Origin of the sequence: Sphaerospermopsis torques-reginae ITEP-024, from assembly GCF_019598945.1 — a bacterium.
In the GTDB taxonomy this organism is placed as follows: domain Bacteria; phylum Cyanobacteriota; class Cyanobacteriia; order Cyanobacteriales; family Nostocaceae; genus Sphaerospermopsis.
In genome coordinates, this window is record NZ_CP080598.1 from 1761217 (window position 1) to 1778050 (window position 16834).

Annotated in this window: 15 protein-coding genes and 1 pseudogene; 10 read left to right on the forward strand and 6 right to left on the reverse strand. The window is 34.8% G+C overall.

Features of this window, described 5'->3' with window-relative positions; genetic code table 11:
• Window positions 1-91: 91 nt before the first annotated feature.
• Window positions 92-1054: a M48 family metallopeptidase gene (locus K2F26_RS08120; RefSeq protein WP_220611051.1), complete on the reverse strand. Its 963-nt coding sequence runs from the start codon at window positions 1052-1054 to the stop codon at window positions 92-94.
• Between the two features lie 225 nt (window positions 1055-1279).
• On the opposite strand from K2F26_RS08120, the gene K2F26_RS08125 reads away from it, so the two are divergent.
• From K2F26_RS08125 to K2F26_RS08140, 4 genes are all read left to right on the forward strand, one after another.
• Window positions 1280-2848, forward strand: a complete 1569-nt coding sequence (locus K2F26_RS08125) for a helicase C-terminal domain-containing protein (RefSeq protein WP_220611823.1) — start codon at window positions 1280-1282, stop codon at window positions 2846-2848.
• Window positions 2849-2990: 142 nt separating this feature from the next.
• Complete coding sequence (locus K2F26_RS08130) at window positions 2991-3206, forward strand: DUF2839 domain-containing protein (protein ID WP_096570208.1); 216 nt, start codon at window positions 2991-2993, stop codon at window positions 3204-3206.
• Between the two features lie 773 nt (window positions 3207-3979).
• Window positions 3980-4321, forward strand: a complete 342-nt coding sequence (locus K2F26_RS08135) for a DUF1815 family protein (protein WP_220611052.1) — start codon at window positions 3980-3982, stop codon at window positions 4319-4321.
• A 305-nt stretch (window positions 4322-4626) separates the two neighbouring features.
• Complete coding sequence (locus K2F26_RS08140) at window positions 4627-5124, forward strand: acyl-CoA thioesterase (protein WP_220611053.1); 498 nt, start codon at window positions 4627-4629, stop codon at window positions 5122-5124.
• 108 nt (window positions 5125-5232) lie between these two features.
• Here the strand turns inward: K2F26_RS08140 and K2F26_RS08145 are convergent, their stop codons facing one another.
• Window positions 5233-5430 carry a hypothetical protein gene (locus K2F26_RS08145; protein ID WP_194054773.1) on the reverse strand — a complete coding sequence of 66 codons (198 nt, stop codon included), beginning with the start codon at window positions 5428-5430 and terminating at the stop codon, window positions 5233-5235.
• A 108-nt stretch (window positions 5431-5538) separates the two neighbouring features.
• Window positions 5539-5742, reverse strand: a pseudogene (locus K2F26_RS08150) (BREX system Lon protease-like protein BrxL); the annotation flags it as partial.
• Window positions 5743-5810: 68 nt separating this feature from the next.
• Between K2F26_RS08150 and K2F26_RS08155 the strand changes: the two are divergent.
• Both K2F26_RS08155 and K2F26_RS08160 read left to right on the forward strand, forming a co-directional pair.
• Window positions 5811-7064 (forward strand): type I restriction endonuclease, encoded by a 1254-nt coding sequence (locus K2F26_RS08155; protein ID WP_220611054.1) that lies wholly within the window; start codon window positions 5811-5813, stop codon window positions 7062-7064.
• 192 nt (window positions 7065-7256) lie between these two features.
• Window positions 7257-7550, forward strand: a complete 294-nt coding sequence (locus K2F26_RS08160; RefSeq protein ID WP_220611055.1) for a hypothetical protein — start codon at window positions 7257-7259, stop codon at window positions 7548-7550.
• Window positions 7551-7782: 232 nt separating this feature from the next.
• On the opposite strand, the gene dxr is transcribed toward K2F26_RS08160, so the two are convergent.
• Window positions 7783-8979, reverse strand: a complete 1197-nt coding sequence (gene dxr / locus K2F26_RS08165; RefSeq protein WP_220611056.1) for a 1-deoxy-D-xylulose-5-phosphate reductoisomerase — start codon at window positions 8977-8979, stop codon at window positions 7783-7785.
• A gap of 207 nt (window positions 8980-9186) precedes the next feature.
• On the opposite strand from dxr, the gene K2F26_RS08170 reads away from it, so the two are divergent.
• From K2F26_RS08170 to K2F26_RS08180, 3 genes are all read left to right on the forward strand, one after another.
• A complete protein-coding gene (locus tag K2F26_RS08170) occupies window positions 9187-10509 on the forward strand; it encodes a putative hexosyltransferase (RefSeq protein WP_220611057.1) in 1323 nt (440 codons plus the stop codon).
• Window positions 10510-10867: 358 nt separating this feature from the next.
• On the forward strand, window positions 10868-11158 hold the full coding sequence (locus K2F26_RS08175) for a hypothetical protein (protein ID WP_220611058.1): 291 nt from the start codon (window positions 10868-10870) through the stop codon (window positions 11156-11158).
• A 16-nt stretch (window positions 11159-11174) separates the two neighbouring features.
• Entirely contained in the window at window positions 11175-12098 is a 924-nt protein-coding gene (locus K2F26_RS08180) for a glycosyltransferase family 87 protein (protein WP_220611059.1), read from the forward strand.
• Here the strand turns inward: K2F26_RS08180 and K2F26_RS08185 are convergent.
• Complete coding sequence (locus K2F26_RS08185) at window positions 12088-13548, reverse strand: glycosyltransferase (RefSeq protein ID WP_220611060.1); 1461 nt, start codon at window positions 13546-13548, stop codon at window positions 12088-12090. The two genes, K2F26_RS08180 and K2F26_RS08185, sit on opposite strands and share 11 nt — an antisense overlap.
• A gap of 11 nt (window positions 13549-13559) precedes the next feature.
• Window positions 13560-15230: an ArnT family glycosyltransferase gene (locus K2F26_RS08190; protein ID WP_220611061.1), complete on the reverse strand. Its 1671-nt coding sequence runs from the start codon at window positions 15228-15230 to the stop codon at window positions 13560-13562.
• A 227-nt stretch (window positions 15231-15457) separates the two neighbouring features.
• Here K2F26_RS08190 and K2F26_RS08195 point away from each other — a divergent pair, with 227 nt between their 5' ends.
• Window positions 15458-16828, forward strand: coding sequence for a mannosyltransferase (locus tag K2F26_RS08195; protein WP_220611062.1), 1371 nt, complete (start codon window positions 15458-15460; stop codon window positions 16826-16828).
• Window positions 16829-16834 lie beyond the last annotated feature (6 nt).

Here is a 16834-nt window from a genome sequence, read left to right on the forward strand (position 1 = left end):
GGCGACTGGGGACTGGGGACTGGGTAAAAAATAAATTATTCCCTATTCTCTATTCCCTTCTTACTGTCACCTGTCACCTGTCACCTATTCCCTATTCTGCCTTTTTCATTTTGTCAATTTCTTTTTGTAATTCTTCAATTTGTTTTCTTAATTTTTCTGCTTCATCTTCTGGTGTTTCAACTTTAACATTTACTGCACCTTCTGATGGGGTTTTTTGATAGTTACCTTGGTTGATTTGCTGATATTCTTCTGATACTGCCCAAGTGCGTAAATAATGGACTCTATCTACAGGGAAAGGATGACTCAGCATCATTCCTTGAGCGCCATTATACATGAGAAATTTATATACTTGATTGAGTCCATTATCATCTAGTGCTTGATATTTTTCTGACTGCTGAATAAATTCTTGTAAACTACATTCGTGGGCATATTTGTTACTGCCTCCTGATATTTTCATCATGGTTGATATGACTGTATTGAGGTCATCCATGACTAATAATGCGGCGCGATCTGCGGATAATTCGGCTTTACGTCGCCATTCAAAAAAGGCAAAAATTAAAGCTTGAGTGACTAAATTTCCCAAACCAAAGGTTAATTCGCCAATGGTGGAAGCGGCGCTCATTGCCCACATCGCCATTTGAATTAAAATAGTATGACCACATTTAATATGCCCCAGTTCATGAGCTAATACTGTCCTAATTTCGGCTTCATTGAGTAAGTCGAGTATGCCCGTATTAACTACTATGTAAGGATTTTCTTGCCCTAGTGCGTAGCTGTTAGCTTGGGGGTTTTGTGAGATAAATAGTGCTGGTTCTGGGTAAATATCCAGATCCCGTACACATTCCCGAAACATCTGGTAAATAGTGGAATATTGTCGTGGTCCAACTTGGATATTATTGCCCATTAAATAAATTAATTGCGGGCGTTCATAGACAAATTCCACAAATTTACGAGCGATTAAATCAAAGCCCGGTAAACTGCGTAAAGCTTGTTCGGCTTGGCGATCTAGTGGATGTCTGAAGGCTTCGCTGGAAATTCCTTTGTAAGTTGGCATAATGTAAAGATGTTAGTGATTGGGGACTGGGGATTGGGGACTGGGAACAGGTGACAGGTGACAGGTGACAGGTGACAGGAGAAATGAAAATTGTAACTTTTGCCTCTTGCCTCTTGCCTCTTGCCTTTTGCCTTCTATTCCCTGTTCCCTATTCCCTGTTCCCTGACAACATAATAAAAGTGTGGCAGTTCGGAAAAAAGTCACTTGTTATGGGATGAAAAGCGTGTGATTGAGGCTGAAGTTCATTTATCACTACATAACTTCCTGCGATCGCAGGAGGGTTTTCCAACTTGGCCTCATCACTTGACGATGGCACGGTTGGTAGCACGGGCTTTACGTTTGGGACGTAGTGCTTTAATTCAAGTCGGGGCTGTTTGTGGCTACCAAGGGCGATATCGCACCAGTTTTATTGCCTCTGCTTTGATGTGGCATGGTCCTGTAATTATTGTGGCATCAGAAACTGTCCAGCAAAGGTTACTAAATATAGAAATTCCCCGTCTCCAGCAGTGGTTATCAGGTAATAAACCCATCAGAACTGGTGAAGTTTGGCCTGGTTCTGATTTTCAAGGGTTGCTGTTAACTTCCCCCCAAGCCTGGTTAAAAGGGCAGTTGGCTGATAATGGTAGTTTTCCCTCTAATATTCCTACTATTATTGATGGTGTTGATGATTTGGAAGATTGGGTTCGTGATCAGCTAACCCAAGATGTTCAATCTCATGATTGGGATCAACTGATGTTGGCTTGTCCCCAGGAAGCGGAGGTGATTCGTGAAGCTAGGGTACAATTGACGCATGAATTATTTCAGCATCCAGAAAATCCTTACAACTGTTATCTGATCTCTCAAAGGGAAATTGAGATTTTACAAGGTCTGTTTTTGGCTTTAGATCCTGATCACCTCCCGGATGTTTGGCGAGACTTCAGGCAAAAATTCCAAAATTACAATGAAATCTCTTTTTCGCCCATCTCCCCATTTCCTGTTCTCTTCTGGGCTACTATTGCTCGTCGTCAAGGGTTGTTTTCTTTACATTATGCCCCAATTGAACTGGCCAAAACACTCACACCAATTTGGCAGCGTCAACCTGTAGTATTGATTGGCAGTGCTTTAGAACCTGAAACGGAAGTTCCTCTATTCCGTCAGCGTTTGGGGTTAGGGGATGTGACTTGTTTAAAGTTTGCTACTGATAGTCAAGGGGAAGCGATTCAGCTTTATGCACCCTATAAGTTACCTTTACCGAATACACCGGAATTTCAAGGGGCGTTTATTCACCAGGTCCGTACCCTAGTTTGTCTCAGTGCTACTGCACCAGGACTAACTGTGGTTTTGGTGGGGGATGTACCGTTGAAAGCAAGGGTGGGGGCAATTTTGGCTTCGGAGTTTGGTTCACGGGTACAGGTGGAAAAAACTTGTTTGGATGAAAATGGAATTTTGGTGAGTGGTTGGGAATTTTGGCGATCGCATCAAGGTGTTTTACCTGCTCCCCGGTTGTTAATTATTGCCACTTTGCCTTTACCATCTTTGGAAAATCCTTTAGTTGCTGGTAGGGTAGCCTATTACAAGCGATCGCACCAAGATTGGTTTCGGTTATATTTATTACCTACTGCGTTGAATGAACTACAACGAGCGATCGCACCCGTTCGGGAAAATCAAGGTATCGTGGCTTTACTTGATAGTCGTGTTGTTAATAGAAGTTATGGCGCTCAAATTCTCGCTGCTCTTAGTCCTCTAGCACGCTTGAATTATCTCGATCCCAGTCTATTTTCTCCCAATAATGAAGACAATTCAAATATGGAATAGGGAACAGGGAACAGGGAACAGGGAACAGGGAACAGGCAACAGGCAACAGGCAACAGGCAACAGGGAACAGGGAACAGGGAAGAGAGCATCTTGCTCCATTAAGATAGATTAAGAACCTAAACCGAATTTTAAATTATTGATTATGGGTGAAGCAAAACGTCGTAAAAGCACACTGGGGGAACAATACGGCCAGGAAACTCGCATCTTACCCTGGGTTCCCATCACCAAATCTCAAGCGGAATTGTTTGTGAAAATCACTACTCGCGGAGCTTGGATTGGTATTGGTGCTATGGTAGTAGTATGGGTAACAATCCGTTTTATCGGTCCTGCTTTTGGTTGGTGGCAAGTAGTGGCTTAAAGCAGGTAATTGGTAATTGGTAATTGGTAATTGGTAATTGGTAATTAGTAAAGATAAAATTGATTACCCAGTCACCAGTCACCAGTCCCCAGTCACCAGTCACCAGTCCCCAGTCACCAGTCACCAGTCACTTCTAAAACTATTGCCTAAATGGCTACTACCTGATCCTTAATTCAGTTATCTTCAGAGGAATGTGTAGATTTGGGGTTTTCTGTGTTAAAAAGTAAGTATAATATTTAGCAATATTTACTTAAATTCTGGCATCAATCCTCAGTCGGAAATGCCCAAATTTCCTATTTCTCTGGCAAAGTCTACTTTTTCTTGCATGGCTATCTGTAGCACATCAAGAATAAATTCACCAAAATAGAGATGGCAAGAAAAAGGCGAAAACTTACGCTAGAGTTAATAAATACTGCTAATTCGGTTAAACACTACTTATAAAAGTGTAATATGCAACTGTTACCGGGTTGACTAGCAGGAGATTTAAGTTAGGCTAAAAGCTGATTGCTCACTAAACTTAGGAGACTAGTGCTAAACATATAAAGACAATGTTAACTTTGCTAGTTTTATCTGAGATTTATATATTGCAAACTGAATTGTTTGATACGACATACAGAATAGTTATCCACTACCCTAAGCAGAGTTAGTAGCAGGTAACTAATTACAGACTTAACTATCTATTAGGAATTGTATAGTTTACAATACCAAAGGATGGGAAAATCTAAAGAAAATATAAAAGATACTCAAATGACTGTGGTGTCTGGAGGAAAAAAGTGTTTCTGAGACTGGCACATCAACATAAGGAATTTGTCCAAGACTTGGTAATGAACTTGCAAGCCTTGGCAATAGTGTTAGAGCGTAATGGCTATCCAGCTTCTTGCTACACCTGTGGCGACCAAATGAACAGTGCTTCGTTCATGGTAAGCTTAGGAGATAATCATCTTATTCGCTTTTTAGTATCAGATTACGGAATTACTTGGACTGAAATGCGGGATGACCGCGAATTGATGAAGTTAGAAGGAGCAGAAGCAATTAGCCAATTGCAGGAACTAGCTAATCTTGTCAAGCAATCTATACAAACTTCTACAAGTCATAAAACTCTTGTTAATAAGTGATAAATTGCCTAATAAGATAGAAAAGTGTTCAGCAGTAAAAATGCCTTGGTGTAAAACTGGTGCAAAACTGTTTTACGATCTTGTATATGATCTTGTTTGTACCTCATTTACCTGCAATATGCTGTGGTAAAGAGGAAATTGTTTTTTGGTAATTGGTAATTGGTGATAGCGGCTTTGTTTGTTCAACGCCTACCACCTTTTCACCATTACCGACAATAAACCTTGTTTTTGCGGTTTTGTCAAGAGTTTTGCAGGGTCTGTTAAAATCTGATGGGTAAGAAAACCAATTATTCAGAAGATTGAAGATGACTAAAGAAACACCAAGTCAACCAAAATTACCACCCACGAGTGCGATCGACAAGTTAACAAAAACTGAATTTGATACTTGGTTTGAATATCCGATCAGAGTGCAGCCTCATCATACAGATTATGCTGGCATTACTTGGCATGGTACATATTTAACTTGGATGGAAGAAGCGCGGGTAGAATGTTTGCGCTCTATAGGTATTGATTTTGCTGATTTGGTAGCTTTAGGTTGCGACTTACCAGTGGTAGAATTATCAGTACGCTATCATCGCTCACTGCAATTAGGAATGATGGCACTTGTAAAAACCCGGATGTTGGAAGTAACCGGTGTGCGGATGAACTGGGATTATAAAATTGTTTCCACTGATGAGCAAGAATTATATGTTTCTGCTCAGGTGACGCTAGTGGCATTAGACAGAGAAAGAGGTAAAATAATGCGTCAGTTACCTCCTGCAATGAAGGATGCACTGGCGAAAATTACTGCTTCATACAAGTAATACAATTTTGGATTTTAGATTTTGGATTTTAGATTTTGGATGGGGAATCTTTTCAAATGTTAGTTAACAGTATCAGCAATTAAAAATTTATTTTCCGCAAAGTTAAGTTTAATTACGCACAGGTATTTGGGAGATGTTTTGAGTAATTTCAGAGATTTTCTGTAAAATATCTTGAGGTGTAATCCCAAAACCAAAGTATAATAAAACCACTATCGCTGCAAAAGTAACAGCAGTTTTGATGGTGGTTTTGACTAATTTCCACAGGATGATAAATATTATCCAAGCGACTATTAAGGTAATGATCATAATGTTAGGGATTTAAAAGCCATTGTGGTTAAATAAGGTATATATTATATCTGAAAATGACCAGATAATTTATTTTGTGAATATTTTTTAATAATCGGACAATGAAAATTATTTAACATCAACATAAATTTCTTTTCCGTATGGCTTAAATTCATCGTCGAGGTTGTATAAAATATTGCGAATTTGTTGACGGATTTCTCTAGCAGGTTCTAGACAGTCTCGTTGATAATCTTGTAAAGTTAATTGCAGATGGGGATAAAGGATTTTTAACAAACCTGATGCAGTTTTAAGAATAGCTGTTTCATCTCTAGTTGTAACAGTTTTATGATTAAAATCAGTGGCAGATACATTAAAATGACCATTATTTAGGAGTGGGAATCATGACAGATACACAAAAACCCAATAAACCCTTATTTTCTCAACATTATTTAAGATTTCGGATTCAAGAATTACCAGAATGGCAATTAGATATTACCTCAGAATTTGAGCAATTAAATAAACTCTATGTTGCCAAAAAAGCAATTTTACCCACATTAAATGAATCCCAAACAGAAGAAGAATTTATTAAACCTGTATTAGAAATATTAGGTTTTAAATATATTACTCAAGTTGTCACTCGTGGAAAAGGTAGATCCCAACGTCCTGATTATGCCTTATTTAATAACACAGAAACAAGAGATATGGCCTACACATTACAAACTAATGAAACCGCATTTTATAGTCAAGTATTAGCTATAGCAGAAGCTAAATATTGGGAAAGACAATTAAGTAAAGTTTCTGCTAATGATAAGCGGGATATTTTCAAAAATGAAAACCCATCTTTTCAGATTTCCAGTTATTTAACAGGTACAAATGTTGACTGGGGAATTTTAACCAACGGGAGAGAATGGCGGTTATATTATCGTTTAGCATCTTCTACCGCAACAGAATTTTATCCCATTGATTTGGTAGAATTATTAGAAAGTGAAGATGTAGATAAACTGGCAAAATTCAAATATTTTTGGTTATTTTTTAGACGTGCAGCTTTTGAAAAAGATAGCTATAATAAAAACTTTTTAGAACGAGTTAGAGAAGGAAGTACAACCTACGCGACTCAAGTAGGAAATGAGTTAAAAACATTAGTATTTGAACAGATATTTCCTGACTTAGCAGGTGGTTTTGTTGCAGATGCAGCACGACGGGGAAAAACTATCCAGGAAAAACAAGTTTATGCGGCAACTTTATCATTTTTATATAAATTGTTATTTCTATTATATGCCGAAGCTAGAAATTTGTTACCCATTACCACAGCTTACCGTGATTATAGTTTAATTAAAATTACCCAAGAAATAGCGGAAAGTGTTGATAAACAAAGAACATTAAGTCAAACTTCTACCAAAATTTATAAAGGTATCTTGAGTTTATTTGAAATAGTAGATAGAGGTGATGCAGCGTTAGAAGTACCTCGTTATAATGGCGGTTTATTTCATTTTGAATTTCATCAAAACCAAGATATTAAAGATTATCCAGATAATCATTTTTTGTATGAACATCAATTATCAGATGCGGTTTTAGCTCCTGCTTTAGATAAATTAGCAAGATTTGAAAAATTACCCATTGACTACAGCTTTTTAGGTGTGCGACAATTAGGATAAATTTATGAAGGTTTATTAGAATATCGGGTAGTTGTTGAAGATGGAAATACAGGAAAAGTTCATTTAGAAAATGATAAAGGTGAACGGAAAGCTACAGGTTCTTATTACACACCAGATTATATTGTTAAATACATTGTTAGTCATACCCTCAAACCAATTTTAGAGGAGAGAAAACAAAAATTTGCAGATTTAATGACGCAAATTAATCAAATACAAGAAAATCTCAAAGATGGTAGGTTAGGTGTACAAAGTCGTAACGGTTTACAAAAAGATTTACAACGTTTAGAAAAAACTGCACAAAATACACTGTTAGATATTAAAATTTGTGATCCTGCTATGGGAAGCGGACATTTTTTAGTGGAAGCTGTGGATTTTTTAACTGATGAATTAATTAATATTTTAAATGAATATCCTGAACATAACCCTGTTTTGGGCTTGAGTAATGATCAAGCTATTACCTTCTTGAATCAATTTGATAAATTCTGATAAATTGTTTTGAATCTCATCTATATTTAGGGTAATCATGGCATTTATCTCCATAGCTTCAATTGCGGCAATATTATTTTTATTAGCTCTAATTATATCATGAAAGAGTAGCGATCATGGAGAAATTCACAGTGCAGAACATTTAATTGCAGTTGCTTTATCAGAAAATAAAAAATAAAAATTAAGAAAAATTTAGATCCCCGACTTCTTCAAGAAGTCAGGAATCTGGAACTTAACCCACGGAAATAAACTGAGGTTGACTTGCTAACTTTTCAGTAGCAGTAAAAACTTCTTGCCTAGCCCATTGATCTGCTGCTAAAATGTCATCTAAGGAAGGATTTTGTTTGTTATCATTTTGATGGCGATCGCACACCCATTCAATACAACGCGCAATGTCCAAATAGCCAATTTTCTCTTCTAAAAATAGTGCCACCGCTTGTTCATTTGCTGCATTTAAAACCGCAGTCATTGAACCGCCGGCTCTACCCGCAGCATAAGCTAAATTCATGCAAGGATATTTTTGATGATCCGGTTCACGGAATGTTAAATTACCGCATTTTACTAAATTCAATCTTTCCCAATTTGTGTAAATTCTTTCTGGCCAAGACATTGCATAAAGCAAAGGTAAACGCATATCTGGCCAACCCAGTTGAGCTAAAACCGAAGTATCTTGTAACTCAATTAAAGAGTGAATAATACTTTGGGGATGAATGACAATTTCAATGTCATCATAATCCATCCCAAACAAATAATGAGCCTCAATGACTTCTAAACCCTTGTTCATCAAAGTTGCTGAGTCAACAGTAATTTTTTTACCCATTGACCAGTTAGGATGTTTAAGAGCATCCGCAACTTTAACTGTGGGTAACTTTTCCACAGGCCAATCTCGAAAAGCACCACCAGAAGCAGTGAGCAATATCTTTTTTAACCCATCTTTAGGAACACCTTGCAAACATTGAAAAATTGCCGAATGTTCCGAATCTGCGGGTAATAGTTTCACTCCGTGTTTTTCCACCAAAGGTAAAACCACAGGACCACCAGCGATGAGAGTTTCTTTATTTGCTAAAGCAATATCTTTACCCGCTTCAATCGCTGCTATAGTAGGAAGTAAACCTGCACAACCAACAATACCAGTAACAACGCTTTGGGAATCACCATAACGGGCAACCTCAATCACACCCTCTTCCCCAGCGAGTAAAATAGGTTGGGGATCAAGGTCTTGAATTGCCTCCCGCAGTTCTGGTAACTTATCAGCAGCAGAAATAGCAGCTATTTGGGGGCGAAACTGGCGAATTTGCGCCGCGAATAACTCCACATTGCGCCCAGCAGCAAGGCCAACTATGCGAAACTTGTCTGGATGCTCAGAAACGATGTCTAGAGTCTGAGTACCAATAGAACCAGTAGAACCAAGAAGGGTAATAGCTTTCACAATGATTTAACAATTTACGATATTCTTAACTATAAATTGCTACGGACTCACTCTTAACACCCAACATGGTCTAAAATTAGGGATTTTTTAGCCCAAAGGCGCAGTTTTGGAAAACTTGTGGTTGGAAATTTAAAGTTTTCAACTGATTTGATGTTCAATTTTAGAAAAATAATTAATCAAAATTAATCAAAAATGAATTTTAGAGCAATGATTAACCATAAGGCAAAAACACAGATAATTAAAATCACAAATATCACAAAAATTTTTGGTAAAGAAGATTTATATTTTCCGGTCACTATCTGGCTGGTGAGTCGAATTATGATTTGGGGGGCAATGTTATTAATTGCACCGAATTTAGCAGCAAATAATCAAGAAATCACCCATTTTGGTTGGGGTATTTTTGATGCTTGGGATAGTGTACATTATCGTGCGATCGCTACTTCTGGTTATTCATTTGTTAATGATGGCAAACAGCACAACCTCGCTTTTTTTCCCTTGTTTCCTGTCAGTATTTGGATATTCATGAAATTAGGTTTTTCTTTTGAATTGGCAGGTATATTAATTAATAATTTAGCATTTTTTTTGACACTTTTCTGTTTATACTTTTGGCTAAAAAAACACTGTGGAATAACAACAGCAAAATGGGCTACTGCTGTGATTTCTTGGTGTCCTATGTCCATGTTTACAGGAGTTATTTACACAGAAGGATTATATTTATTTTTGAGTACAGCCGCTTTGCGTGCATTTGATGATAAACAATACGGTTGGACTGCCCTCTGGGGTGCATTAGCCACAGCTACCCGCCCCACAGGAATGGCATTAATTCCCGCATTTTTAATAGCTGCATGGCAACAAAATAAACCCAAAATTGCCTATATTGCAGGTTTAGCAACTGCCACTGGACTATTATTATTTAGTTTATATTGTGCCATTACTTTTCATGATCCTTTAGCCTTTATTGCCGCCCAAAAAGGATGGCGACCCTCACTAGGTTTTGACTGGCAAGGTTGGTTAAATATGCTGATGAAAATTCCCTTTGGGAATAATTGGTCTTTTGGTTGGGTAGTTAATGAAAATGGGGGAATTAAAGATTTTTGGCATCCATTATTATTTAGTATAATTTTAGTTAGTTCTGTTTTATTATGGATATTTCGTAAATCTTGCCATCCCTTAACTATTTATGCTGCTTATTTTTATGTGATTACATTATTAATAATTGCTGATCAAACTGTTATTAATAATCTACTCAATGTTTTGATGGTGTTGGGTAGTAGTTATCTTTTATGGAAATTTCGTCAACAACTCACACCAGTTATGGTAATCTATGGTTTTTGTGGAGTGGGTTTACTATTAGCATCTGGGGGGACAATATCTTTAAGTCGTCTTGCTTACGGAATTGTACCTTTAAATATTGCTATCGGTGTCTGGTTATCTCGTTTTCCCCGTCAAGCTTATTTCATTCTGGGTCTATTTATGATCTTACTGGGTAAGTTAGCAATAGGTTTTTCTCAGGAAATTTGGGTTGGTTGAGGAAGTTTCAACTATTATTTTCTATTTCACATTCTAGATATTCCTCTGGGGTGTAATATTGCTTTTCTGTTATTTGCATATTTTTGATTAGAAAGCTATGTATATTAGTTTAGCATATTAGCAATAATTATTGTTTAACGATATTGCATATTAATTTTCTAATATTTCCCGTCTGTTGCGTTAGAGATGTAACCAAAGTATGGTATTTCTTAATGAAGGTAAACAAAACAATCTAGCTTTTTTCCGGCTGTTTCCTGTGAGTATTTAGATTTTAATGATAAAAATTCTTTTATTGATCATTTAAAATAATTTAAGGTAATCAATTTAATTTCCGCTTATTAATACTTTTTCAAAAAAAATGATCAATTTATCTAACAAAACCGGCAAAGAATACTTAATTTATTTTGCTCCTGTATTTTTATTAGTTTATTTGATTTTAGAAACATATCAAATAGATTTTAGAGTCTTTTACGTGGCTGGTAAATCCGTACTCTACAATCTGGATCCTTATTTAAATCACGTTTCCCAATTTCCTGAACTATATGTACCAGTTAACGCCCATGACGCACCTACATCTGGCTTTCTTTACCCGCCTTTTGCAGCTTTACTTTTTGCACCTTTAGGTTTTTTTTTCTTATGCAGTAGCTAAAATTATTTTTAGTCTAATGATTCTTTCTATCTTAATTATTTTTAGCTTTCATTTTTTGAGAAAAAATCAATTTAAACTACCAGGAGAAGCAATTTTATTTATAATGTGTAGTTTTCCTATATTTGCTACATTTGAAAGGGGGCAAATAGATACTTTAGTGATGTATTTAACTGTTTTATCATTTGATTTATTTCAAAATAGAAAACCCCAATCATTTTTACCTGCATCTTTCTTGTTAGCTATAAGTAGTTGTATCAAAATTTTTCCTATAGTTACGTTACTTTATTATCTATTTAACAAAAAATTTAAATACTTAATTTCTGCTATATTATTTACAATCTTAGTATTTTTCTTACCCTTGTTATATTTTGATTTTTCAGTATATCAACATTTCTTTCAAGTCATATTACCAAATATATTTGGAGGAATCACCACATCAGAAACCATCAATACTCATGGACAAAATGTAGTTAATAATTTGGTAATTTCTGTAGGAAATACAGGGTTAGAAAATACAGGTTTGATCGCTAGTCGTAATATTTCTAATGGATATATGAATCCATTGTTAAAAAATAATACTCTTGGTGCATTTCTGATTGGATTAGCATCCATGATATCATTATTGATACTTAATCGCAAAAATAGCAAAGAATATCAATTTTATTCGATTTTAAACACCATTAACTTATTTAATCCAAAACCTTGGATTATGGGATTAGTCTGGTATTTTCCCACATTTTTTAGTTTATATCCTCAAGTCAATAAATGGGGTAAGTTGGTAATGTTGACACCTATATTTATGCCACCATTTACTAATACCAATGCCATGTTAGCATTTGTTATTACTTTGTTATTGTCTGTATGTTTAAATAATCAGAAGTTTGGCAGACATCTATTAAAACGAGAATACATAAACCAAGACAATGAAACTACAATATAAACTTAATTTTCTTAGCAGCATATAAACACATACCCAATAAAATCAAACCTTCTCGAAAATGAGAAATATTAGATTTACCATAAGTTCTTGCTTGATACCTAACAGGTACTTCCACAATGTGTAAATTTAACTTTGCTGCACCAAACAATAAATCGAAATCTCCAAAGGGATCAAAATCACCAAAATAACTGCGATTATTGGCGATTTTCTCATAATCTTCTCGCCATAACACCTTAGTTCCACAAAGTGTATCTTTAATATTACAATCCAACAAAAAAGATATCAACAAAGCAAAAAATTTATTAGCAACAGAATTTAACCAAGGCATTGCTTGATAAGAATAAGGATACACTAAACGCGAACCATTAATAAATTCACCGTGATTTGTAGCTATAACTTCTACAAATTTGGGTAAATCTTCTGGTTGTACAGTTAAGTCAGCATCAAGAATAATTAAAATATCTCCTGTTGCTTCTGCAAAACCTAATCTTACCGCGTCTGCTTTACCTTTACCTGTTTGTTGAAATGCTTTAAGCGTAAAATTTCCTTGATAGTTATTAACCAATTCTTGAATTTTATCCCAAGTGTCATCCTGGGAATGTCCTTCAATAAATATTACCTCTGTACTTTTACCTAACTCTGGTAAACGTTGTACCGCAGCAGCAATATTTCCCGCTTCATTTCTAGCAGGAATAATTACACTAACATTATATTTTTTGACAACATTAATATTCTCATACCAAGCGGGACGTGCTACTACATAATTAGTTAAACACAGATGATTAATGATTGGTAATTGACTGATATAATGATTAATAAAATTAGCAATAATTGGTATTTGTTTAGGTATTAAAAACCGTCTACCTATTTTTACTGGTTGATAACCTGTAATAGATAAAAAATTGATCATATCATTCATTGATAACCAGTTTTGTGGAGGTTGGGGACGACGTTGATTAATTTTTTCCGCAAACCGCAGCACAGGTTCCCAGAGAAAATTATGAAATACAAAAATAATTCTCGTTCTAGGATGACAAAACATTTTTAGTCGTTCCATAACTACTTGAATATCTGTGAGATAACCAAGCACCCCAGCTAAAATAATAAAGTCAAATTTACAAGATGAGATAGGAGTATTACTAAAAAAATCTGGATGAATATTCTCAGCATCAAGACAATAAAAATCTAAATCAGGATATTTATCCTTGGCAATAGCAATTACTGTTTCCGAAAAATCAATACCTACACCTAATTTTGGTTTAGTCGCTGCTAATAAATCTCCAGTACCACATCCTATTTCTAAAACATTACTACCTGATGGGATAATAAAATTATGTAATTTTTGGATATCTTGATAATAATATTTATTGCGACGATTCCACCAATCTAAGTCAAAGGCAATTTTATCAAAATATTGTTTTATTTCTGCTTTGAATGCGTTATTTTTCATGATGATCAAGATTAATTTTTGTAAATGAGTTTCCAACCTTTGACTGTACCCATAATCTCATATTTATTTAAAGTGTTTGTGGGTATCTTAGGAGTTATCCAAGCATAGCTATTATTAGGTAAATCCTGTATTGGTGTTATTTTACCTAATTGTGGCGTATAAAAACTTAGCAACATAAAAGTTTTAGAAATGTCTACTTCTGAATAATTCACAACTTCAGCATCCGATTTATTATTGACCGGGTTATCTACAACAAAGTTAATAGGTTCAACAGCAAGAATTTGATTAATTTTCGGTTGTTGTAGTTCCATTCTTAAAACTGGATTTCTATCACCTAAAACACCTGTAAAACCCAAGGTGGCTATTGTTAAATAAGGAGATATCACCCAAATAGCAAGCCAATATTTATTAGGCAATAATTTACGATTTTTCCAAACAGTATTAATTGCTGCCCAACCTGCACCTAAAATAATACCTAATATACCATATTGCTGGATTTCTGGAGTGAGAGAGATTCCAGGTAATTGAATATTTAAAGTTATTAATAAACCTAAGATTAATAATAAAATACCCAAGGTTGTAAAGGCAGACAATAAATAAGATATGATTTGATTTACTCGTTGTTTGCGAAGTTGATAAATATCTTCAATTCTTGTTAGTGCTACAGATGCAAACAAAGCCATAAATGGTAATATTTGCAAAGGATAATAAGGTGTACGAGTTCTAAAACTACATAATAAAATAAATAAGATAAGTGGATAACCCAGCAACAAAGAAATACGATAATTATCGTCATTGCGAGAAAACCAAATATACAAAAAACCAATGACGCTAAATAATGCCCAAGGAAAGGTATTTAAAGGTATATTCCAAAAATAATAAAATCTGCCTGGGTTGTATGTGTCATCAGCAGATAAATAAAGCAATTTCCCAAATAAATCTGTGACAGGAAATAAACTATTATATTTCAGACAACTCAATATTAACCAAATGATTACAGGGATAAACCCAATAATTAAACCTAAATAAATACCGATATTTTTTAAATGCTGATGTTGTTTATTCCTGAAGATTAAATAAGGGACAATTGCTACTCCTGGTAAAATAATCATGAAACTTTTAATCATAAATCCTAAACCAAAAGTAGAACCTGCTAAAATTCCCCAGAGGATTTTTTGCTGTTTCTGCTGAGTTCCTAATTCTTCAGCACGTAATAAAGCCCAAATTCCCAGTAGTTCCACACAAACTAATGGAGTATTTTGAGTTGCAGAACGTCCTTCAAATATCCATATTGGCATTAAACATAGAATTATTGCTGCTAAAAAAGCAACTTGGCGATTTAAGAGAATTTTACCAATTTGATATGTCAGAATAACGCTAATAATACAGCTAATAATGCTAGGTAAACGGGCGCTAAATTCGTTGATGCCAAATATCTGATAAGTTAAAGCTATTAACCATTGGATACCAACCGTGCGATCATAATTAGGTGTACCCCACCATTGGGGTGTTAACCAGTCTTGTGTTTCTAACATCCATCGCGCTTGCATCGCATAGTAACCTTCATCATGTGCCAATAAACTATTATTACCATTACTCGCAAGTAACAATAATGCACTTAATAGTAGTAAACTTATTTCTGGATATTTATTAACAACACTGGATAACTTTGGTTGCACCATTGCCGCATAGCCCTGTAACTTATGATATTGTAGATTTTAATACGCTATTTAAGAAACAAGGCAAATTATACCACTGTTCGCTGCTGTTGCTATCCAATTGTCAAAGTTCAGTATTTAAAGTTCAATTTAGGTGATATGAAAAACAGATTAATTAAACCTAGTCCGTAGCAGGAAGATGATATTTTCTTATTTGTTAAAAATCAATCAAATGTTTTCACCTAAGTAAAATGCTCCGAACACAAAAAAACATTAACTGGATATTACCCTTTATTATTTGTGGTGCATTTATTTTTTGCGCTGCTGTGGGAATGCTGATAGATATAGATGCTTTTCATAAATTCTTCTCAGTAACCCAAATAACTAGAGAAATTCCTCCTCAATTACCTCATAAAAGTTATTATTGGGATGTTTTACATTATGCGGAAATGGCTATTAAACCCAGTTGCAAAGCATTTTATCCCCTGTGGCCATTTCTTATTCGTAATCTCTTTCATCCCCAAACTATAGAACAAGCAGCACATTATTTTTTGATTGTTGGTAGTGGTATATTTTTAATTACTAATTTTTTACTATTTTGGGTGATAAAAACTGCGTTAAATCGCACAACTTTAGCCTTCATCATAATGTTAGCCTATACTGTTAACCCAATGGCAATATTTAGGGTAATCGGCTACACAGAAAGTATATTTTCCTTGTTTGGTACGTTATTTATCTGGCTGTGTTTACCCAAAAATAAAATTAATCAAAACCTCAAACTTGGTTTTTTATTCATCATCACATTTTTGATGAGTTTAACTAGACCTATATTAATTCAAGGATTTTTTGCCACCACATTAACTTTAATAACTATTATTGGTTTAGAAATGCTGAGAATCAAGAGATATTCTTGGAATAATTTATTAATTAATCTGCAAAAATATCATCTGGAAATTAAAACAACTGTTACTATTTGGGTGGCCTCTTTATTGGGTTATGCTGTTTATGGTAGCTATTGTCTCCAAACTAGAGGTAATTTTTTTGCCCCTTTTGATGATCAAAGTCTTTGGGGTAAGAAATTAGGTATTCATTTAGAACTTCTACTATTTCCAAAATCACCTTTAGTTGATATTATAGGTTTTTACCTGCCTTTGATGATTTTGTTATTGTCTCTTATTTTTACATATTCTAAATATACACAAAAACAGAATATTATATTAGTGCCAAGATATAGGATTTGGTGGAGTGTTCTTTATTTATATCCACCTCTTTTAATTTTAATATATGGATTTAATTTTCTCAAACTAATGAAGAATAAAATCAATCCCTCTCAAATCAAGGTTCAAGATTATGCTAATAATTTATCAGTTAACTATATATTTTGGTTTTGCGTGTATTTTACAACTGCTCATTCATTAATTCAATTTCTTACTTATGATCGTTTACTAAGCTTAGGTAGATATATCTTTGCTACTCCATTCTTTTTCCTTGCTTTGGGATATCTATATCGCTGTATTCCTGGTAAAGTGAAATATCAAACTTTGTTATTCGTGAGTTTGATTTCTGCTTTCATGTTAGTAGAACAATGGATTAAATATGGTCAAGATAAATGGTTAGGTTAATTCATG